The sequence below is a fragment of the Campylobacter sp. BCW_6873 genome, assembly GCF_001762365.1.
Lineage (GTDB): Bacteria > Campylobacterota > Campylobacteria > Campylobacterales > Campylobacteraceae > Campylobacter_D > Campylobacter_D jejuni.
On the sequence record NZ_MJWS01000079.1, the window covers coordinates 119,592 to 140,247 of the forward strand.

A 20,656-nucleotide genomic window follows, 5' to 3' on the forward strand; every position below is an offset into this window, starting at 1 on the left:
CTACTCTACCCTCTCTTTTAGTTTTAAAAATACCTCAAAACAAGCCCCATCTTTTCCATTCTTAACTTTTATTTTTCCTTGGAAACTTTCAATAATTTGTCTACTTATATAAAGTCCTACTCCTATACCCTGACTGGGATGTTTTGTTGTAAAATAAGGTTGAAAAATTTTATCTAAATTTTCTTTATCAATCCCACCAGCATTATCTTTTATTGTAATTTTCAGATAGTTTTTTCCAAATTTTGAAAAATTTATTGTTATGATTTTCCTTTTTTTGTTTTTAAATGCCTCTATTGAATTTAAAATCAAATTAAGAAAAACTCTTATTAAACCATTCTCATACGCTAAAACTTCATAATCACTTTTCGAAACAATATTAATATTTACATGATTTTTTTCTATAGTTTCAAAAGCAATTTCTAAGGCTTTATTTAAAGTCTCTTTTATAAATACACACTGCTCTACTCCTTTGTTAAACAAAGTTCTAAACACATCAATTGTTTCTGACATATTTTTAATCATATCTTTTGATTGTGAATAAATTTCAGCAAATCCTTTTTCATCTTTAAGATTTTGCTTCATTTGAAACATGGCAATACCAAGCTCATTTAACGGTTGTCTCCATTGATGTGCTATATCACTAATCATTTGTTCTAATGAAGATTTCAAAATCTCTTCATATGCTATTTTAATATCTTTTTCATTTTTTTCCAAGGCAATTTTCATTTTTTTCTCAAATTTTTTACCTAACTGTATAAATTCTTGTTGGTGATTTTTAACTGTATTTTCAAGATTAATACTTAATTCTCTTAATTTAGCGTGATTTAGAGCAAGCTCTTCATTAAGCTTAAAAGAATTACTGACATCATGAGAAAGTGCTACTATTTCTATTAATTCATTATTTTTATCCAATATAGGGATTAACAAAGTTTCAAGATAGAAGGTTTTGCCTAATTTATCAATATTTTTAAAAATAACCTGATAAGGCTTTTTATATGAAAGATCTTTTAAAAGCTTCTCAACATAACATTCATCAACATCTGGATGTTTAAATATTGAATGTTTTTTTCCTATAAGCTCTTTTTTGCTATATCCACTTATTTGACAAAGCTTATCACTGACAAAAATTAAATTTCCTTGCACATCAGCTCTTGAAAAAATTGTATTTTTTTCCAGAGCTTTAAAAAACTGATCTTTAAAAAAATCTTTCATTGAAAAGCCTTAAAACCTATATAGGCAAGATTTATACCGTAACAAACAATAATGCCATACGATAAATAATTAAACAAATTTTTCAAAAAATCACTAAAAAATTGTGAAATTTTAGAAAAAAATAACATCGCAGGTAAAGTTGATATTCCAAAAATCATCATTACTAAAATACCTTCAAAAATATTTTGCTTACTTATTGCATTGGCTATAAAAAAATACACCAATCCACAAGGAACAAAACCATTTGAAAATCCTAAAAATATAGCTGATTTTAATCCTTTAAAATTTTTAGATTTTTTAATAATTTTCTTTACAAAACTATCAAAAAAAACATTATTTTCAATAAAAGATAACATATTGCCTCTAAAAATAAGAGCAAAACCCAAAATCATCATAAATATACCAAGAATAAAAAATGACAAACTTTGAACCTTAGCATTGATTGCCAAGATATTCCCAAAAGTCCCAAAAATTATCCCTAAAACAATATAAGCAAAAATTCTAAACAAATGATAAATAAAAGTTAATAAAAATAAATTATTGCTTTTTGAATTTAAATTTATAAAAAGTAAATTAAAACCACCACACATAGAATAGCAGTGTCCAAAACTAGATAAAAAAGCAACGCTGATAATAGCTAAAAAATCTATACTCACATCAAATTCATAAATTCTTTAAAAATGTACTTACTTTCATGAGGACCTGAAGAACTTTCCGGGTGATGTTGCACTGAAATAATAGGATAGTCTTTATATCTTACTCCTTCAACATTATCGCCAAATAAATTTCTATGAGTGATATGAGCCACTTGAGCTAATTCTTCTGGAACATTATAATTATGATTTTGTGCGGTAATTTCTACCGTTTTTGTATCAAGATTGATCACAGGATGATTTGCTCCATGTTGTCCAAATTTCATTTTATAAGTTTCATATCCAAAAGCATTACTTAAAAGCTGGTGACCTAAGCAAATTCCAAGCATAGGAATTTTAGCTTCTGCAAGTTTTTTAATCTCTGCAATCTCTTGTTTTAAAATCCTTGGCTCACCTGGACCATTAGAAAGAAACACGCCTTGAATTTCACCTTTTTTATACAGAGTAATCAACTCATCTGCTTTAACATTATATGGATAAACTTCTACTTCAAAACCTACTTCTACAAGTTCATTTAGGATATTTGTTTTAACACCATAGTCTATAACAGCAACTTTTTTCTCACTTCTTTTAGCATCATTAAATTTTTGAAAACTAGCGTTCCAAACACCTTGTTTATGAGAATAATTTTTCTTAGTGCTAACTTCTTTTACAAAATTTACTTCATCAATTTTTGCTGATTTTTCTAAGGCGATTTTTAAATCTTCTTTATTTGAAATTTCAGTTGAAATTACAGCTCTTAAATTGCCATTATTTCTTATCATTTTTACTAGATATCTCGTATCAAGTTCATAAATTCCTATTTTTCCATGTTTTTCAAGATAATCTTGCAGACTTTCTTTAGCGCGAAAATTTGAAAAACTGGAACTTAATTCACGCATTAAAACACCGCTTGCAAAAATTTCCTTACTTTCATTATCATTTTCATTGGTTCCCACTATACCAATTTCTGGCATGGAAAATACGATAAATTGCCCTGCATAAGAAGGATCTGAAATAATTTCTTGATACCCTGTTAAAGAAGTATTAAATACAAGCTCTCCAAAAAAAGTACCACTCTTCCCAAAAGCCTTAGCACTTAAAAAAATATCATTTTCTAAATAAATATAAGCCTTCATTAAAACATACCTTTTTTTCTAAGCTCTTCTTGATAGAGTTTTTCAAAGATAAGATCGTATTCTTCGCTACCTGGAATAGGTTTTGTTTTATAATTACTAATTTTCTCATAAACCTCATCTTCAAGTTTTTCATAAATTTTAAGATAAGACTCTATGCTTGAAAAGATTAAATTTTTAACTCTATTTTCACTCACTATAAAATTAATATAATCATTCTCTACAAGTTCTTCTAAAATTTGATGCGCTAGATGATTATGTCTATCTTCAGAATCTAAAATCACATTAAATTCAGGAGCTAACTTTTTCTTCACAAGCCAAAACATATTTTTACGATCTACTTGCATAAGCTCCATTTCATCTTCTTGTTGCTCTAAAAGCTCTTTGACTCTTTCATCTAATTTTCTTTCATTTAGAATATCTTTCTCTAAAACTTCTATTATACATACCTTAAGCTTTTCTAACTGATCTTTAATTTCTACAAAAGAAGAATTAGCTATATCTAACATCATTTTATTTGCGATATAAGGAATATGTGGTAATTTTATACGCATCTTAAAAACCTTTTATTTAATAATGTTTAAAATAATAGCTTATTTTTGGTAAAAGAATGTTAAAAATGAAAAATTTTCATTTTTTTTAATCACCTAATTACTAGCATTATTATCTAAATTTTTCAAAAGTAAAGTAAGCTCGCTGGCTTTTTTTGGATCCATTTTAGATAAAACACCTGAAATTTTACGCGATTCCAAAGAAAGCATTATTTTGCTTGCATCCTCTGCATCCATTTGACTTAAAACATCTGCAATGGCTGCATCTTTCATTTGGGAGTAAATTTCTTTAACCCTACCTTGAGTTTTATCATTGATTGAATTTAAAATCTTTTGTTGTTCTTCTACAAGCCTTGCGTTTTCAAGTTTTAATTCTTCAATTTTTACCAAAGTCGCATTAACCTCAGCCTCTTTTTTTTCTAAATTTTCAAGCCTTTCTTTTTGCAAAGCTTCAAAAGAGGCTTTATAAGCTTCTAAAGATTGTCTTGCTTCATCAAATTCTCTAGTTTGCAATTCAATTTGAGCTTTTCTAGCTTCAAAATACTGCTCACAATCTTGTTCAGCTCCAAAAACTACACTTGAAATAAAAACTAACAATATAAATTTTTTAATCATCTTTTTCCCCTTTGAAAAAACGACTGATTGCAATTTCATCTAAAAATTTTTCTTCAGCCTTCGCAAGTTCTTTTTGTTTTTGTTTAATTTCTTCAGTTTCCAAAGCCTTCATTTTTTCATAATCTAAATGCGCTTTTTGATATAAAAACTGATAATGGTTCATTTCTTTTTTAGAAAGTTCTACTTTCTCCTTAGCTCTTGCCAAAGCCTCGCGTCCTACTTGCGCCATACTTAAATTTGATCTTAACTCTGCTATAGATCCTGATTTTGGCAATACGCCTAAACTTTCACACTCTTGGCGTGAAAGTTCATAAGCTTTTTCATGTTCAAGCTGTCTTTGTTTGGCTTGATTAAGATTTGATTCTGCTTTATCAAGTTGTTGTTTTCTTACTTTTACAACAGAATTATATTTACTTTTCATAAGATGATAGTATCATCTCTTTCAGGGCTAGTGGAAATATACTTTACTTTAACCCCTGCAAGCTCTTCAAGTCTTGCTATATATTTTTTAGCATTTTCTGGCAATAAATCATAATCTTTTATACCAAAAACTTTATCCCAACCATCCATTTCTTCATAAATAGGTTGAACATTTTCTAAATCACTTGGTATATAGTCGATTTCCATGCCCTTATATTCATAAGCACGACAAATTTTTATCTTTTCAAAACCATCTAAAACATCAAGCTTCATCAAAGATAAAGCATCAAGACCATTAAGCCTTGCTGTATATCTTACAGCAACCGCATCAAACCATCCACAGCGTCTTTTACGTCCTGTGCTTACGCCAATTTCTTTTCCAATTTGTGCAATTTTTTCTCCATCTTCGCCCTTATCCTCAGTAGGAAAAGCTCCATTTCCCACACGCGTTGCATAAGCTTTTACAATACCTATAATATTTCCCGCTTCTTTAGGATTTAACCCAAGTCCTGTTAAAGCGCCTGCTGAAATAGTACTTGAACTTGTAACATAAGGATAAGTTCCATGATCAATATCAAGCATAGAACCCTGAGCTCCTTCTAAAAGTACTCTTTTATCTTCATCTAAAGCCTTCCAAAGCATTCTTGTAGTATCTGTAATATAAGGAGTTAAAATTTCATTAAAGCGTTTTAAATCAGCAAGCAATTCTTCAGCACTTGGAATTTCAATTTCAAGCATTTCAAAAAAAGTTTTATTAGCTTCAAAATCTTTCATCAAAGCCTCACAAAGTCTTTGTGGTTCTAAAAGCTCTCCAACTCTATGTCCTGTACGATTAATCTTATCTGCATAAGAAGGTCCTATACCCTTACCTGTTGTTCCTATGGCATTTTTGCCTTTGAGTTTTTCTTTTGCAATGTCTATTAAAGAATGATGTTTTAAATTTAAATGAGCTCTATCACTGATATATAATCTACCTTTTAAATTTTCAAATTGAGCCATTTCAGCAATCAATACTTCAGGAGAAACCACAACTCCATTTCCGATAATATTAATACATCTTGGATGCAAAACTCCACTTGGCATAAGATGAAGCGCATATCTTACACCATTTACCCAAATCGTATGTCCTGCATTGTGTCCACCTGCACTTCTGCAAACAAAATCATAATTTTCACATAATTTATCAACTACCTTACCTTTTCCTTCATCGCCCCATTGAATGCCGACAATAATATCTGCTTTGCTCATAAAAATTTCCTTGATTTTACTTTAATATTGGCGAGAAGATGAGAGAATCGAACTCCCCAAAGAATAGTCAACTATCCTTTCATCTGATTTGAAGTCAGTGGCGATCACCAGATACGCTAATCTTCCAAAGCGATAATTATAGCGATTTTTAATGAAAAACAAAATAAATTTATCAATATTCTTTTTGACTTCATATTAAATTTAAGCTATAATCTCACTCTTTTTTAGCATCAAGTTTTGATGATTACATTATTAGGATCTTTCTTTGAATTCTTTTAAACAAAAATATTTAATCAATTTTTGGGACAATTCCCATTCTATGATTGCACTTGGAATTTTAAGTGCAGTGTATTTTGGGATTTTTGGTGGCGTTTGGGCTGTTACTGGAGAAATGACGCGTTGGGGCGGTGAATTTCTAGAACTTTTAGGTATGAATTTAGATGGATATTCTTATTACCAAAAGCAAAATTTAAATGGAACCCCTTTAACAAGAACTGATGGTATTATGCTCATAGGTATGTTTATAGGTTGTTTAGTAGCCGCACTTTTAGCTAACAAAGTCAAATTTCGTCTACCTGCTAGCAATATAAGAATTTTTCAAGCAATAGTAGGTGGAATTCTTTCAGGATATGGAGCAAGACTTGCGTTTGGATGTAATTTAGCTAATTTTTTTACAGGTTTACCTTATTTTTCTTTACACACTTGGCTTTTTACTGTTTTTATGGTTTTAGGAATTTATCTAGGAGTGAAAATTTGCAACACTTCCTTTTTTAAACCTAAAGCTAAATTAGAACGGGTAAATAAAGAAAATTTGCCGTTAAACAAGCAAAGTTTGCGTACAAAATTATATTTTAACTTAGGCATATTGCTTTTCATGGCCTTTTTAGTTTGGGTGTTTTATCTTGTTTTTACAAATGGCAATATCAGCACACAAAACAAACAAAGTCTTCTAGCTTTGGCACTGATTTTTGGTTTTGTTTTTGGCTTTATTATTTCTAGAGGGCAAATTTGTTTTACTTCTTGCTTTAGAGATTTGTTTTTATTTGGTAGAGATAATGCTATAAAAGGCGCATTAATCAGTATGATTATCGCCTCTTTAATCGCTTTTGCTTTTATCTTGCAAGGTCATACTAGCAAACTCATAGAACTTTCTCCTGCTGTAGCTGTAGGAGCATTTTTGTTTGGTTTTGGTATAGTTTTTGCCGGAGGTTGTGAGTGTGGTTGGGCTTATCGTGCCTTTGAAGGACAAAGTCATTTTATGATAGTAGGAATTGCAAATATAATAGGAACTATGATTTTAGCCTTAAGTTATGACTTTTTACCAAAGGTTTTTAAAGAAGGTGTAAAAATCAATCTTTTAACTGAATTTGGAAATTTAAATGGATTTTTTATCAACCTTATTTTATTCATCTTAATGTTTGCTTTTGTGGTATTTTATAAAAAACACTTCTTTAAAAATCAACTTAAAGGATAAACAATGAAAATTACTTATAGTTTAAATTTGCAAGGTGAAGCTTGCCCTTATCCTGCTATAGCAACACTTGATGTCTTACCTAAGCTTCAAAGTGGAGAAATTTTAGAAGTGCTTTGCGATTGTCCACAAAGTATCAATTCCATACCTCAAGATGCAAAAAACCGTGGTTTTAAAGTGCTTGAAATCGATCAAAGTGGACCCACGCTAAGATTTTTAATACAAAAGCCTTAAAAAAGGCTTTTGTTCTCAAAGCTCTTTTAACATCTTTTCATAAGCTGCTTTAGTTCCAGATCTTACATTTGTAAACAAACTTGCAATAATAATTACCACCGAAGCTGCTAAAAACCCTGGAACTATTTCATAAAGACCCGAATTTGCAAAATTCTTCCAAAGTACCACAGTAGCAGCTCCTGTTATCATACCTAAAATCGCTCCTACTCTTGTCATCCTACTCCAAAATAAAGAAAAAAGCATTACAGAACCAAAAGAAGCTCCAAATCCAGCCCATGCATAAGAAACTATACTCAAAACACTTGAATTTTTATCAGTAGAAATCAAAAACGCTATTACAGCTACCAGTAAAACACCTAATTTACCTAAATTTAATACAACATGACTTGGCGCATCTTCTCTAAAAATCTTTTTATAAAAATCTTCTGCTATAGTAGAACTTGAAACCAGCAATTGTGAACTTGCCGTACTCATAATAGCCGCCAAAATAGCACTGAGTAAAATACCTGCTATCCAAGGATTAAATAAAAGTTGCGACATCACGATGAAAATCTTTTCAGGATCTTGCAAACTTAATTCAAATTTATGCACATAAGCTATGCCCAAAACACCTATCATACAAGCACTTAAAAGACAAACCGCCATCCAAGCAATACCTATAAAAGTGGCCATAGGAATATCTTTAGTAGAACGAATCGACATAAAACGCACTAAAATATGTGGTTGACCAAAATAACCCAAACCCCAAGCAAGTGCAGATATAATGCTTATAACTCCTACTCCTTCGCCCATAGATAAAGCTTGTGGCTTTATTTCTCTTACTATATTCATCGCTTCACCAAAGCCACCTAAATGATAAAGCATAACCAAAGGCACAATGATTAAAGCCATCATCATTAAAAGCCCTTGTATCATATCCGTCCAACAAACTGCCTTATATCCACCTAAAAAAGTATAAGCAACAATAATAATCGTTCCGGTAGTTAAAGCATAATCATATCTGATACCAAAAGTACTTTCAAAAAGTTTTGCTCCACTTACAAGTCCTGATGAAACATAAAAGGTAAAAAATATCAAAATTACCACCGCACATATGATGCGCAGTATATGTTTATCATCATCAAAACGAGTTTCAAAATAATCAGGAATAGTCAAAGAATTTGCAATCACGCTGGTATAAATTCTAAGTCTTTTTGCCACAAAAATCCAATTTAAACTAGCTCCTATAGTAAGCCCAATTGCAATATAAGAATCTATAAAACCACTTACATATAAAGCTCCTGGTAATCCCATTAAAAGCCAACCACTCATATCAGAAGCCCCTGCACTAAGTGCAGATATCACAGGCCCCATAGTACGCCCACCTAAAAAATAATCTTCTGAATTTTTATTTTGTTTATAAAAATAAAAACCTATATAAAGCATCAATAAGGCATAAACTACAAACATCACTGCTATTGGGGTATTAATTTGAACTACTTCCATCAATCTCTCCTTAATTATTAAGATATTGCTCTAATGCCTAAATTTCCATAGCGATGAAAAGATATACTTAAAGCTTTTTCATTAAAATAATTTAAAAGTTCAAAACGACCATTTAACAATGGCTTTTCTCTTATGATGATTTTAGCAAGCTTTGCAGCCTCTTTATAAATCTCATCATTTACATCTGGCTTTGCCAAATAACGCACTCTTTCATATTCTTTAATACTCTTGATAAAATTTTCTTTATTTTCTTTTAAAAATAATACTTTTGCTCCTATGCTTTGAACAATTCGTTCTATCATACTAATATCTTGTTCATCATAACTGATACTTAGATCAATATTTGCAATATTTGCACCTAAAACCACCCCTAAAACATCTTTTAAGCTTTCATTTCCACAAAGTCTTAAAACCATATTCTTTATTTTAGTATAAGAAAAAAGATTATCTTCTCCACGAATATTGACATAATCTTTTGAAACACTAAATTCATTTTTATAATGATAAGCATAAGATTGAGACATTTTAATTAAATTGTTCATAAAATCTTGTGATTCTTTTAAATCTATTTGTGCTAATTTTTTTGAAAATTTATCTTCAATTAAATGATCATCAAAATCTTCTTGCTTAATCTCTAAAAATTGAGTGATATAATTATAAATTCCCACTTTTCTACCCAAACCTATGGCAGATTTTTTAATCCCACCAAAAGGTTGACGCAGAACTATAGCCCCTGTGGTTGGTTTGTTGATATAAATATTTCCTGCTTCTATATGAGTGTGAAAATACTCCCATTCTCTTTCATCTAAGCTTTCAAAACCTGCAGTTAAACCATAACCTGTGGAATTTACTATATCAATAGCTTCTTTTAAGTCTTTAGCCTTCATCACACTTAAAATCGGCACAAAAAGTTCATTCATATGAGTAAAATCACCCTTTTTAGTGCCGTATTTTATGCCTGGAGTCATCAAATAAGGATTATCCTCTAAAAACTTAGGTTTTAATGCCCATTCTTCATAAGGTTGTAATTCATCTAAAGCCTTTTGAACTTTAGAACTTGGCTTATCAGCTAAAGCACCTAATTTATTTTTAAATTCAAAAGGGTTGCCCACTGCCATAGAACTTGCAGCATCCACTAAAGTCTTTTTAAATTCTTCATCATTATAAACCTCTTCTTCTAAGACTAGCAAAGAAGTAGCTGAACATTTTTGACCGCTATTGCTAAAAGCAGAATGAATGATATTTTTAATCGCGCTATCACGATCAGCAAATTTAGAAACTATAGTCGCATTCTTTCCGCCCGTTTCAGCGCTTAAAAGCAAGGTTGGATTAGCTTTTAACATAGCATAAGCAGTATCCTCTCCCCCTGTAAGAATTGAAAATTTAATCGCTTCATCAACAAGTAAATATTTAGAAACATCGCTTCCTTTTGAAGGTAAGAAAATCAAAGCATCTTTTGGAATACCTGCATCCCAAAAACACTTACAAAGCATATAACCTGTTAAGGTTGAAAGTGAAGAAGGTTTGTAAATCACCACATTACCTGCAGCTAATGGTGCAGCTATGGTGCCCACTGAAATCCCTACAGGAAAATTCCAAGGAGCTATCGTAACCCCTATGCCTTTGGGTGTGAATTTAACTTTTGGATTTTGTTTTTTAAGCTCTTCTAAAGAGTGCGGATAAAACTCTATAAAATCAATAGCCTCACTTACTTCAGGATCGATCTCTAAAAAGGTTTTGCCCACTTCTAAAGCTGCCAAACCTATCAAATCCCCTCTTCTTTCTCTCATAAGTTTTGCACTTTTGGCTAAAATTTGATAAATTTCATCATGACTTTTTTGTGTAAATTTGGAATTTTTAGCTATTTCTAAAGCTTGTTTGATTTCTTTTTCTCCTGCTAAATAAGCCTTTCCTATCACTCTATCTTCAATCTTATCTTTAACTTCTAAAACATTTAAATTTTCTGCTTTAAAATCAAACTCACCTATAACAGGATAAACATCATAATCTTTTAAATTTTCATACTTAGCTTTAATTTCTTTAGCCCACGCTCTATTTTGCGCTAAAATAAAATCCGTATCACTTTCGTTGCTAAATTTTTTACTTTCATAAGAACTCATGATATTTGATTCTTTATTTCTATCTTGCTTACGATGCGTAGTGTTATCAAGAGTTCTTATGCCTTCTAAAGATTTTAAAAAAAGTTCTTTTTGGATATTCCAGTTTTTATCTCCTACTTTAAGATTAAAAAAATAACGCATAAAATTATCTTCACTTGTATTTTCATCAAGGCGTCTTACAAGATAAGCAATGGCATTATTAAAATGTGCTTCATCGCAAACTGGAGCATAAAGGATTAAATCATGCATTTTAGATAATTCATAAGAACATTGTAAGCTCATACCTTCAAGCATTTCAAAAGTAAAAGAATCTAAAGCACCCACTTCACTTATGCGTGTATAAGCATAAGCAATCTCAAAGATATTATGACTTGCAATTCCTATGTTGATGTATTTATAATTATCTCCTTCAAGAATAAAATCAAGCATTTTATTATAATTGCTATCAGTATCTATTTTTTTGTCAAAAGTAGGAAGTTCCCAGCCTTTTTGAGATGCAATAGTTTCTTCACTTTCCATATTAGCACCCTTAACAAAACGGATCTTAATAGGCTTCATACCTTTTAAAACTCTCTCTTTTGAAAAATCAAAAAGTTTTTTAAGATACTCATAAGAATCAGGAATATAAGCTTGCAAAACAATCCCTGCTTTAATATCAAATTTAGCCACACTTTCCATAAAAGCTGCAACGGTGAGTTCTAAATCCCTAAATTCTTCCATATCCAGATTGATAAATTTAGATACACCTTGTTTTTTCTCTTCTTCTAAGGCTAAAGCATAAAGATAATCTAGTCTTTTTACTACCTCTTCTTTAGAATAATCAAAATCTATAATATTAATTTGTGAAAAAATAGTAGTAATTTTTATGGAAATATAAGTGATATAACTTGATTTTAAGGCTTCTTCGTATTTTTGCATACGATATTTACTCTCAGCTTCGCCTAAAACCTCTTCGCCGATTAAATTCACATTTAAGGTAATTTTATCTTGCTCTTTTCTTTTCTTAATATGTGGTTCTAAAACACTAGGATTTGCATCTAGAACCATGGCTTTAGTATCTTCTCTTAAATGTTTGACAAAAAAAGGTACACTTAAATTAGGAGCAAATTTACCAAAATTTAAAAAACTAAAAAGTAGGAATTTTTCAAAGGTGCTAAAAAAATCCGCTATACCATATTTATTCAAAGTATATTCTATAAGCTCAAAACTTGCATTTTTATCTTTACATCTAAAAGAACGATCTAGCAGTTCTATAAGCATAACTTTATTTTTGGGATTATTAAGAAGTTTTTGCATTTTTGAGTGAAATTCTTTTTCAGAATTTAAAATATTAGCTTCTATTTGTCCTTGCAATTCTTCAGCTAAGGCTAAAGCTTTTTGTATCATTTCGTATCTCCTAAGATAAAATAAATTTTAATAAATAATATATAAATAAGATAAAAAATAATATTTTAAATCATAGAAAATGTATAAAAAATGATAAAAAAAATTTTAATGGGTATATAAGTAACAAAAATTAAGAAATGATAATATCATTTTCTTGCTTATTTGCAACCTTAGCAATAATTTTAGCTTGAATATTTTCATCTTCTAGTTTTTTTAAACATTCTAAGGATTCTTTTTCACTTATAGAAATTAAAAGTCCTCCTGAAGTTTGCGGATCACAAAGTAATAATTTTTCTTCATTTAAATCAGGGATAAATTCTTTTATAAATTCTAAATTTTTATAAGCTCCAGCAGGAATTAAACCCATATTAAAATACTCTTTTACTCCATCTAAAAAAGGAAGTTCACTTTCAAAAATTTCAAAAGAAATATTTTTATTTAGCATTTCTTTTAAATGACCTAAAAGTCCAAAACCTGTGACATCACTCATGGCGCTTGGGTGAAATTTAAGAGCAATTTGACTGGCTTTATAATTTAACTCCATCATACTTTTAAGCATTATATCTAAATGTTTTTGATTTAGCATTTGTGCCTTTAAAGCTGTACTTAAAATTCCTGTTCCTAAAGGCTTGGTTAAAATGATACAATCTCCAACTTTAGAAGTATTATTAGCAATAAATTTACTAGGATGTACTTTTCCTGTAACACTAAGTCCAAAAAAAAGCTCAGTGCTTTCTATAGTATGGCCACCCACAACTAAAGCATTGCATTCTTGAACCTTATCATTTGCACCTTCTAAAAGCTCTTTTAAGATATTTAAATCATGATTACAAGTATCAAAACCTACTATATTTAAGGCATTAATCACCTCTGCACCCATAGCAAAAACATCGCTTAAAGCATTTGCTGCGGCAATAGCACCAAAATGATAAGCACTATCTACTATAGGAGTGATAAAATCAAGCGTTTGCACCAAAGCTAAATCGCGGCTGATTTGATATACACTTGCATCTTCATTATTTCCAATATCGCTAAGTAAGGCAGGGGTTTTTTGCATGAAATTTAAAATTGTTTTAAGACCACCCGGGCTTAATTTCGCTGCTCAGCCTGCTGCTTTAACAAAATGCGTTAAATTTTGATTTTTATATTGCAGTGTTTTTCCTTTACAAAGTAATAATCTTTGCTTTACCAAAAAGCTCGTTTAAAATTTCATAAGCATTGCCTATATTTCCTATTTTAAGTTCTTTGCTTTTATTAAAAAATTCCAAACAAGCTCCGCAACTTATGATCTCAATACCTAAATTTTCAAGTTCTTTCATAGCTAAATGTGCTTTATGATTTTCATCAACATTGATTAAAACACTTTCATTTACGCAAAGAATTTTACTTGGAGCATGATCTAAATTTTTTAAGGTACTTAAAAATCCTACAAGTAAATTTTGTCCCAATTCACCCTCACCCACTTTGTCGGTTTTTAAAAATAAAACATTATAATCGTGAATATTTACTTCACTAGAATTAAAATTCTTTTTTTGCACTTTGATGCAAAACTCTTGTGCATTTTCATCTATAATAGGATTTAAATTTAAAGAGTTAAGAAATTTTACAACATTATTTTTTGAAATAATAGAATTTAAAACAATTTCTAAAATTTCATTTTCTTGAAGTTTTTCAAGAGCGTTTTTTGTTTCAACTATAGGCTGAGGACAAGAAAGATTGCGACAATCAATTTTCATTATTTTTCCTTGATATTAGCTTTGAAAAATAATATTATTTTATTACTTGTTTTGTGTTTAAAAATTTTAAACAATATGGAAAAAATTCAAAAGCTCAAAATGAGCTTTTTTAAAATCTTTTTTTATTCACATCTTCAAGAATTGCCGCAGCAATTTGATTGACTTCATTTGTTATATTATTGGTAACATTTGCAACTTCGACATTTTCCTTAGTTACAGTTTCAAGTTGTGCTATAGCATCGTTAATCTGTGTGATTCCTGCTGTTTGTTCTTTTACAGATTCTGCTACTTCATTTACGCTTTGAACAAGTATATTAATATTTGCCTCTATTTCAGATAAGGATTTTCCTGTTCTTTCCGCAAGCTGTCTTACCTCATCTGCAACAACTGCAAAACCACGCCCATGTTCTCCAGCACGTGCAGCTTCAATAGCTGCATTTAAAGCAAGAAGATTCGTTTGCTCAGCGATATCTTTAATCACATTGACAATATTTTTTATATCATCAGCTTGCGAAGCAACCTCAACTGTTTTTCCACTTACATTTTGCATAGAAGAATTAATCTCCTCTACAGCTGCAGCCGATTGTTCTAAAGAACTCGCTTGTGCATTAGAGCCATCAGCAAGTTTTTGCATAGAATTTTTTAACTCTTCTGACTGATTGGCTAAATCTTTAGCAAAATTTGAAGAAGCTACAAGCATCTTTTTAATTTCTTTACCTAAAATATTAGTTGTAATCTCAACTTCGCCTTTAGCATCAAGCACCTCTGTGCTAAAATCAAGCGCTTTATAACTATCAAAAACTCTATTAATTTCATTCATATTAGAACCAATTTTACTTTGCAAAACATCAAGCATTCTATTAAGAACATTTTTAAGTTCTACTAATTGAGGGTTTATAGGATTTTTAGTAATTCTTGCAGTTAAATTACCTTTTTCGATTTCTCTAGCAGTTTGCACTGATTCATCTACAGCATTTTGATCTTGTTCTAAAGATATTTGAATCTTTTCAATATTTTCATTTATGATTCTACCCATTGCCCCTAGCTCATCATTGGCACGAATTTCAATAGCCTTAGGTTCAATTTTTTCATGGTTTAAAAAACGGAAAAATGATTCTAAAGAACTAAGAATCACAGGCAATCTAGATGCGACAATTTTTCTTACGCAATAATAAACCACTCCTAAAACAACAAAAATAAAAATAAAAGATGCGCTAATAATAATTAATTGTAATTTTTTCAAAGGTTCAAAAACTGAATATTTAGGAGCAGTTACCAAAACCGTCCAAGAACTATCTTGCACTTTAAAACTATTAATCGCAGCATAGGAATCATCACCATCAAAAGCTATATAGTTAAAAACTCCATTTTTTCCTTCACTCATAGCCTTATAAGTCTCTTGTGCACCTTTGTTAGGATTGACATCTTTTAAATTTTTTAAAACCAAATTTTTATTAGGATGAATTGCAACAAGACCATCTGAATTTAAAAGAATTCTTAATTCTCCATTATATTTTTGGCTCTTAGGGTCTAAAAGATAAGTAGCAATAGCCGAAAAATCCAAAGTCATACCGATAACACCTACAACTTGATTTTTTCGGTCAAATATAGGCATAGCAATATTTACAGCATCAAAATTTTGACCTTCTAAATTCATTTTAATAGGACGGCCTATATATACTTTATTTTCCCCATATTTTGCTTTTTTTAATATATCTTGCACAACTTGCAAATTAGCTATTTCATCACTAGCTTGTATTGCTTTTATTCCGCCTTTATTATCCTTTTCTTCATCGGCGTAAAGCATGACAAATTTTCCACTTTGAGTATTGAAAAATTTACTCTCTTCTTTAAAGTATTCTGGCGGATCGATAAGATACAAATAAGTAAAATTAGAATAAGCGCTATTATCAAAAGTATTGGTTATAATATTTGTTATATTATCTATATCTAAATCTTCTTTGGAGGTTGATCTAAACATTTCTGTTAAAGTACCTGAAATACTTTTATTTAAAGCGATCATTTCCCCAAAAATTCCTTGAGTTTGGGTAGCATATTCTTTCGTGATAGAAGCAAGAATATCTTCTGTATTTTTGGTAATATTTTGACTTACTTGTTTTGTGATTAATGAAATTAAAATAACAAGTCCAATAACAACAACAGTTGCCACAGAAAAAATAAGTTTTAAACCTATATTTAAAGATTTAAACATCTTACAACTCCTAAAAAAATTTAGTTTCTAATTTTAACATATTTTTTTAAAAAATAATATTAATTAATTATAAAAATATTATGTATTAGTATTTTTTGATAGAAGATTTATTTTTTTCCTTTTAAAAACAATTCTTTAAAACGTTTATTAGCGTATTCTTCTATGTCCTTTTGCAAAATAGAGTAATTTTCCATTAATTCCAAAGCTCTAGGAGTAAGTTTTGTTCCTGATTCTTTAGAGCGTCCTTGTCGTGTGCTAACTAAAATTTCTTGAGAATTTTTTTGTAAGGTTTGTAAATGCATCCAAGCTTTTTTATAATTAATCCCCATAAGTTTAGAAGCATGCAATAAACTACCTGTTTGTCCGATAAGCTCTAAAAGTTCTGTTTTTCCTCGTCCAAAAAGCAAATCTCCATCCGCATTTTCAATCCAAGTTTTTGTTCTTACTATAAATTGCTTACCTTTTTTTTCTTTAAAACAACCAAGTTGACAATACTTTACATCAACCTTATAAGCTTTTAAAGCTGAACGCATACTTTTAAGTCCACAACCTTCTTTAGCAATATCTCTTGCATCTTTACAAAAAATTCTACGCTTTTCATCTAAACTAGGTTCTATTTTTTTAAGCACTTCAATCTTTGCTTTTTCAAAATCTAAATATCCAAATTGCCCCAACTCGCAATTATCAATTCTCATGTGATTTTCATCGGCTAATTGTCCGATTTTTTCTATATTTACATTAAATTTCTTTGCAATTTTAAAAGCCGTACCACAATCTAATTTTTCATTACTATTTAACAATTCTCTCATGTATGAGATGATTTCTTTTTCTTGGTTTTTATCCATGAATTCTAAATTCTCCACTATAAATATTAATCTTATTTTCTCTAGCAAAACCACAAAGCGTTAAATCAAATTTTCTTGCTATCATAACTCCTAAACAAGTAGGAGCCGTGCGTGAAACAAGGACTGGAATTTTATGCATAACTGCTTTAGCTACCATTTCAGAACTTAGCCTTCCACTAACCATTAAAAAACATTGACTTAAATCAACCCCAGCTAAACGTGCTTTTCCTAAAGCTTTATCTATGGTATTATGTTGAGCTATATCTTCACCTATAAAAAAAGTTTTCTCATTTACAAAAAGCTTAGCCGTATGTACACAGCCTGTTTTCTCATAAAGCTCACATTGAGTATAAAAAGTACTCATTTGTTTTAAAATTTCATCTTTGCTAAATTTTACATCAGAACTAATTTTACTTGCTTCAATGGCTTCTAAATCGATATTTGCAGTATGTGCTCTACCACAACCACTTATAACTACGCCTTCAGCATTAAGCTTTGCTAAATTTTCTTTATCAATCTTTGCTTTGATATGCACACTCATACCATCATCTTTTGTTTCTATGTTCTCAATATCGCTTACTTTCGCAATGATATTTTCGCTCATTAAATACCCTATTGCTAATGCCTGTTCATCTACAGGAGTTGCCATTAAAGCACCTACTCTTTCATCATTAATAAAAATTTCAAGCTTAATTTCACGCACTAAAGTATCATCGCATGTAAAAGATTCATCACCTTTATATTTTAAAATTTGAGTTGTAAATAAGGGTTCCATAAGCTTTCTCTTTTCGCGTTATTTTAAAAATTTAATTATATCAAAAAAACATAATTAAAAGTAATACTGATAAAAAAATAGGGGTTTAATTTATAATTTTTAAGAATTTTAAAGCATTTTATATCAAAAAAACATAAATTTACTCTTTAAACTCTTCAAGTGAAAATATACTAACAATTTGAAATTTAAAAACAAAAATAAAATTTTCTCTTTATAAAATTACTTCTTAAGCTCTTTTTTATGGGGGGGGGTATAATGGTTTTTTTATTTTTTGTATAAGGAGAATTTATGAAGCTTTCGTTTTCGGCGAGTAAAGTTTTAGTGGGTTTTGGCTTAGGTGCTGCACTTTGTAGCAATGTAATGGCAGTAGATTTAAATTCTAAAAATACCTTAGTTGAAACTCAGACAACACCAACTGAAATAGAACTAGATGGGATTAGCGGAAAAAATCTGCAAGATTATTTTGAAGTTAAAGGGCAAGATGTAGTTTTAATAAATAGAGATAGTTTAAAAGGCAATGATTTAACCATAAAATCAAACATTCCTAGATTTGATGATGAAAGCTTTTTAAATCCAGATGATAAAGATATCGATACTGATGAATTTAAGTATGTCTTTGATTTGGGTGATAAAAATACTTTAAATATCGAAAATGTTGGTATGGAAAGTTCTTACATTGCAAATCTTTATGTAAATGCTAAAGAAACCATACTTAAAGATATGAATTTATATGTCAATCAAAGCGGCTCGGTGTTCAATGGAGATTTAAGCCTTAGCGGAACTAATTTAGTAGAAGATGATACACAAAAAGGCTCAAGAGTATCTGTATATGGAAATAACCTTGTCGTAAATGGAAATTTAAATGCAGACAAAACCTTTTTTGAATTTGGCAATCCTTATGCAGTGCAAAATTATTCTATAAAAGTTGCTAATAATGCGAATATCACTAATTCTAAATTTAGCGTAAATGGTACATCTTTTAGAGATTTGCTTGCTAAAAACACACTTTTAATCCAAGCACAAGGATTTAATAAGGATATAAGCACATCAAATACAGCTGAAGCTTCATATGGCAAATTTGCAAGTGATTATATCGATATAGATAAAAATCAAGACACCTTTCAAAGTATAACACTTGATAAAAATTTGCTGGATATGGAATTAGTAGATTACAATTTAAAAGAAGTAAATTGCGGATCTAGCAAATGCTTGGTAGCAAATGGAACAGCAACTGAGCATTTAAAAAATACTCTAACTCAATTAAAAATTGACTTAAAAATGCTAGAAAAACTAATAAAACAATTTAATGATAATGAACAAATAAAAAAACAGCTTGAAGACCAAAAAAATAAATTAAATGAAATAATACAAAAAGGCGAAAACAATCCAAACTTAGACAAAGAAGTAGTAAAATTATACAACCTTAAAGAAGGAAGTGCTGAATATAATGCTGTACTTAATCTTAGAGAAATCGCAGACAAACTTGTAGATCAAGGTTTAGGACTAGATTTAAAAAGTTTTAGCGGTGCAAAACTAGCCCTACAAATCAAAAAAGACACAGACAATACAGGTAAATCTGTATCTAATCTAAATTCAGCTTCTAGCGCAGTTAATACCACTATGAATATTTCTAATGATGTTTCTATAGGCTCTCGTGTAGCAATGCTAAACAATCCTTTTGGAACTTATGCTTCTAAAATGAATGGCCTTAAATTTGCTGCTTTAGATAGTGATATGAGACCAAGCTATGTAAATGAATATACCAATAGTATTTGGGCTAATGCTTTTGGTGGTGCTAACATTATCGATGGAGATAGTGGTGCAATGTATGGTGCTACCGTAGGGGTAGATAAACAAGCTAATGATAATGTTTTATGGGGTACTTATTTTACTTATGCAAATGCTAAAATCAAAGACAATAATTTAGAACAAAAAAGCGATAACTTCCAATTAGGTATGTATTCTACTATCAATATAGCTCCACAATGGGAACTTAATCTTAAAGCTTATGCTCAAGTTTCTCCAACTAAACAAGACAATATTCAAACAGATGGTGCATATAACTCAGATTATACAAGCAAATTCTTAGGATTTAGTGCTAATGTAGGTCGTGTGTTTGACTTTAGTGATAATACTTTATTTATTAAACCTTTTGCAGGGATAAATTATTATTTTAGTTATACTCCATCTCATACAGAAAATGGTGCTATTGCTAAAGATATTGATTCTATGAAAAACAATTCTGTAAGTGTTGAAGTGGGTGCTGAATTTAGAAAATATATGAATGAAAACTCTTATATTTTTGTAACTCCAAAAATAGAACAATTTGTTATCAATAGTGGTGATGATTACACAGCTAACCTAGCTGTAAATAATGCTTTCTTTACTAGCGTAGAAGCTAACAACAAGAAAAAAACATACGGACAAATTATCGTAGGGGGTAATGTAGATTTTACAAATCAACTCAGTATGAATCTTGGCTTTGGTGCTAAACAAATACTAGCAGGTAAAGTAGATAATAAAAATGAAACTTACTTAAGTGGTCAAGTAGGACTTAAGTATAAATTTTAATCTTAAA

Annotated in this window: 17 protein-coding genes and 1 tRNA gene; 3 read left to right on the top strand and 15 right to left on the bottom strand. The window is 30.0% G+C overall.

Annotation, left to right across the window (positions count from 1 at the left end; genetic code table 11):
* The 8 genes from bumS to AJ932_RS07765 form a co-directional block, all read right to left on the bottom strand.
* Window positions 1–1,212, bottom strand: coding sequence for a butyrate sensor histidiine kinase-like phosphatase BumS (gene bumS, locus AJ932_RS07730; protein WP_002862144.1), 1,212 nt, complete (start codon window positions 1,210–1,212; stop codon window positions 1–3).
* On the bottom strand, window positions 1,209–1,868 hold the full coding sequence (locus AJ932_RS07735; RefSeq protein ID WP_002870873.1) for a sulfite exporter TauE/SafE family protein: 660 nt from the start codon (window positions 1,866–1,868) through the stop codon (window positions 1,209–1,211). The genes bumS and AJ932_RS07735 overlap by 4 nt, the downstream gene beginning before the upstream one ends.
* Window positions 1,865–2,983: a glutamine-hydrolyzing carbamoyl-phosphate synthase small subunit gene (gene carA / locus AJ932_RS07740; RefSeq protein WP_002851156.1), complete on the bottom strand. Its 1,119-nt coding sequence runs from the start codon at window positions 2,981–2,983 to the stop codon at window positions 1,865–1,867. The genes AJ932_RS07735 and carA overlap by 4 nt, the downstream gene beginning before the upstream one ends.
* Window positions 2,983–3,534: a DUF507 family protein gene (locus AJ932_RS07745; protein WP_002851269.1), complete on the bottom strand. Its 552-nt coding sequence runs from the start codon at window positions 3,532–3,534 to the stop codon at window positions 2,983–2,985. Before AJ932_RS07745 ends, carA begins: the two co-directional genes overlap by 1 nt.
* 93 nt (window positions 3,535–3,627) lie before the next feature.
* Window positions 3,628–4,146 (bottom strand): MotE family protein, encoded by a 519-nt coding sequence (locus AJ932_RS07750; protein WP_070275961.1) that lies wholly within the window; start codon window positions 4,144–4,146, stop codon window positions 3,628–3,630.
* Complete coding sequence (locus AJ932_RS07755; RefSeq protein ID WP_002880459.1) at window positions 4,139–4,567, bottom strand: flagellar export protein FliJ; 429 nt, start codon at window positions 4,565–4,567, stop codon at window positions 4,139–4,141. Before AJ932_RS07755 ends, AJ932_RS07750 begins: the two co-directional genes overlap by 8 nt.
* The gene (locus AJ932_RS07760) at window positions 4,564–5,814 is read right to left on the bottom strand and encodes an adenylosuccinate synthase (protein WP_002862151.1); all 1,251 of its coding nucleotides are present in this window, start codon (window positions 5,812–5,814) and stop codon (window positions 4,564–4,566) included. Before AJ932_RS07760 ends, AJ932_RS07755 begins: the two co-directional genes overlap by 4 nt.
* A gap of 28 nt (window positions 5,815–5,842) precedes the next feature.
* Window positions 5,843–5,940: transfer RNA gene (locus AJ932_RS07765), tRNA-Sec, on the bottom strand.
* Between the two features lie 139 nt (window positions 5,941–6,079).
* On the opposite strand from AJ932_RS07765, the gene yedE reads away from it, so the two are divergent.
* Window positions 6,080–7,288, top strand: a complete 1,209-nt coding sequence (yedE, locus tag AJ932_RS07770) for a selenium metabolism membrane protein YedE/FdhT (RefSeq protein ID WP_070278696.1) — start codon at window positions 6,080–6,082, stop codon at window positions 7,286–7,288.
* A 3-nt stretch (window positions 7,289–7,291) separates the two neighbouring features.
* Window positions 7,292–7,519, top strand: a complete 228-nt coding sequence (gene yedF / locus AJ932_RS07775) for a sulfurtransferase-like selenium metabolism protein YedF (RefSeq protein WP_002867050.1) — start codon at window positions 7,292–7,294, stop codon at window positions 7,517–7,519.
* A gap of 15 nt (window positions 7,520–7,534) precedes the next feature.
* On the opposite strand, the gene putP is transcribed toward yedF (AJ932_RS07775), so the two are convergent.
* The 7 genes from putP to fdhD form a co-directional block, all read right to left on the bottom strand.
* Window positions 7,535–9,004 (bottom strand): sodium/proline symporter PutP, encoded by a 1,470-nt coding sequence (putP, locus tag AJ932_RS07780; protein ID WP_070275959.1) that lies wholly within the window; start codon window positions 9,002–9,004, stop codon window positions 7,535–7,537.
* 17 nt (window positions 9,005–9,021) lie between these two features.
* Window positions 9,022–12,510 (bottom strand): proline dehydrogenase family protein, encoded by a 3,489-nt coding sequence (locus AJ932_RS07785; RefSeq protein ID WP_070275958.1) that lies wholly within the window; start codon window positions 12,508–12,510, stop codon window positions 9,022–9,024.
* A 130-nt stretch (window positions 12,511–12,640) separates the two neighbouring features.
* Window positions 12,641–13,663 carry a selenide, water dikinase SelD gene (gene selD, locus AJ932_RS07790; protein WP_079860378.1) on the bottom strand — a complete coding sequence of 341 codons (1,023 nt, stop codon included), beginning with the start codon at window positions 13,661–13,663 and terminating at the stop codon, window positions 12,641–12,643.
* A gap of 10 nt (window positions 13,664–13,673) precedes the next feature.
* Complete coding sequence (yedF, locus tag AJ932_RS07795) at window positions 13,674–14,246, bottom strand: sulfurtransferase-like selenium metabolism protein YedF (protein ID WP_002867054.1); 573 nt, start codon at window positions 14,244–14,246, stop codon at window positions 13,674–13,676.
* Window positions 14,247–14,355: 109 nt separating this feature from the next.
* A complete protein-coding gene (gene ccaA, locus AJ932_RS07800; RefSeq protein WP_070275956.1) occupies window positions 14,356–16,458 on the bottom strand; it encodes an aspartate chemotaxis receptor CcaA in 2,103 nt (700 codons plus the stop codon).
* Window positions 16,459–16,565: 107 nt separating this feature from the next.
* Window positions 16,566–17,303 (bottom strand): winged helix-turn-helix domain-containing protein, encoded by a 738-nt coding sequence (locus AJ932_RS07805; protein WP_002870865.1) that lies wholly within the window; start codon window positions 17,301–17,303, stop codon window positions 16,566–16,568.
* Window positions 17,296–18,078: a formate dehydrogenase accessory sulfurtransferase FdhD gene (fdhD, locus tag AJ932_RS07810; RefSeq protein ID WP_052794950.1), complete on the bottom strand. Its 783-nt coding sequence runs from the start codon at window positions 18,076–18,078 to the stop codon at window positions 17,296–17,298. Before fdhD ends, AJ932_RS07805 begins: the two co-directional genes overlap by 8 nt.
* Before the next feature lie 660 nt (window positions 18,079–18,738).
* Between fdhD and AJ932_RS07815 the strand changes: the two genes are divergently transcribed.
* Window positions 18,739–20,649, top strand: a complete 1,911-nt coding sequence (locus AJ932_RS07815) for an autotransporter outer membrane beta-barrel domain-containing protein (protein WP_410002271.1) — start codon at window positions 18,739–18,741, stop codon at window positions 20,647–20,649.
* The last annotated feature ends 7 nt before the right edge of the window (window positions 20,650–20,656 follow it).

Coding starts and splice junctions, on each gene's coding strand:
- AJ932_RS07785 (WP_070275958.1), bottom strand. CDS start 12,510: ATGATACAAAAAGCTTTAGCCTTAGCTGAAGAATTGCAAGGACAAATA.
- carA (WP_002851156.1), bottom strand. CDS start 2,983: ATGAAGGCTTATATTTATTTAGAAAATGATATTTTTTTAAGTGCTAAG.
- AJ932_RS07815 (WP_410002271.1), top strand. CDS start 18,739: ATGGAAAGTTCTTACATTGCAAATCTTTATGTAAATGCTAAAGAAACC.
- AJ932_RS07745 (WP_002851269.1), bottom strand. CDS start 3,534: ATGCGTATAAAATTACCACATATTCCTTATATCGCAAATAAAATGATG.
- AJ932_RS07750 (WP_070275961.1), bottom strand. CDS start 4,146: ATGATTAAAAAATTTATATTGTTAGTTTTTATTTCAAGTGTAGTTTTT.
- yedF (WP_002867050.1), top strand. CDS start 7,292: ATGAAAATTACTTATAGTTTAAATTTGCAAGGTGAAGCTTGCCCTTAT.
- yedF (WP_002867054.1), bottom strand. CDS start 14,246: ATGAAAATTGATTGTCGCAATCTTTCTTGTCCTCAGCCTATAGTTGAA.
- ccaA (WP_070275956.1), bottom strand. CDS start 16,458: ATGTTTAAATCTTTAAATATAGGTTTAAAACTTATTTTTTCTGTGGCA.
- AJ932_RS07805 (WP_002870865.1), bottom strand. CDS start 17,303: ATGGATAAAAACCAAGAAAAAGAAATCATCTCATACATGAGAGAATTG.
- bumS (WP_002862144.1), bottom strand. CDS start 1,212: ATGAAAGATTTTTTTAAAGATCAGTTTTTTAAAGCTCTGGAAAAAAAT.
- fdhD (WP_052794950.1), bottom strand. CDS start 18,078: ATGGAACCCTTATTTACAACTCAAATTTTAAAATATAAAGGTGATGAA.
- AJ932_RS07755 (WP_002880459.1), bottom strand. CDS start 4,567: ATGAAAAGTAAATATAATTCTGTTGTAAAAGTAAGAAAACAACAACTT.
- AJ932_RS07760 (WP_002862151.1), bottom strand. CDS start 5,814: ATGAGCAAAGCAGATATTATTGTCGGCATTCAATGGGGCGATGAAGGA.
- putP (WP_070275959.1), bottom strand. CDS start 9,004: ATGGAAGTAGTTCAAATTAATACCCCAATAGCAGTGATGTTTGTAGTT.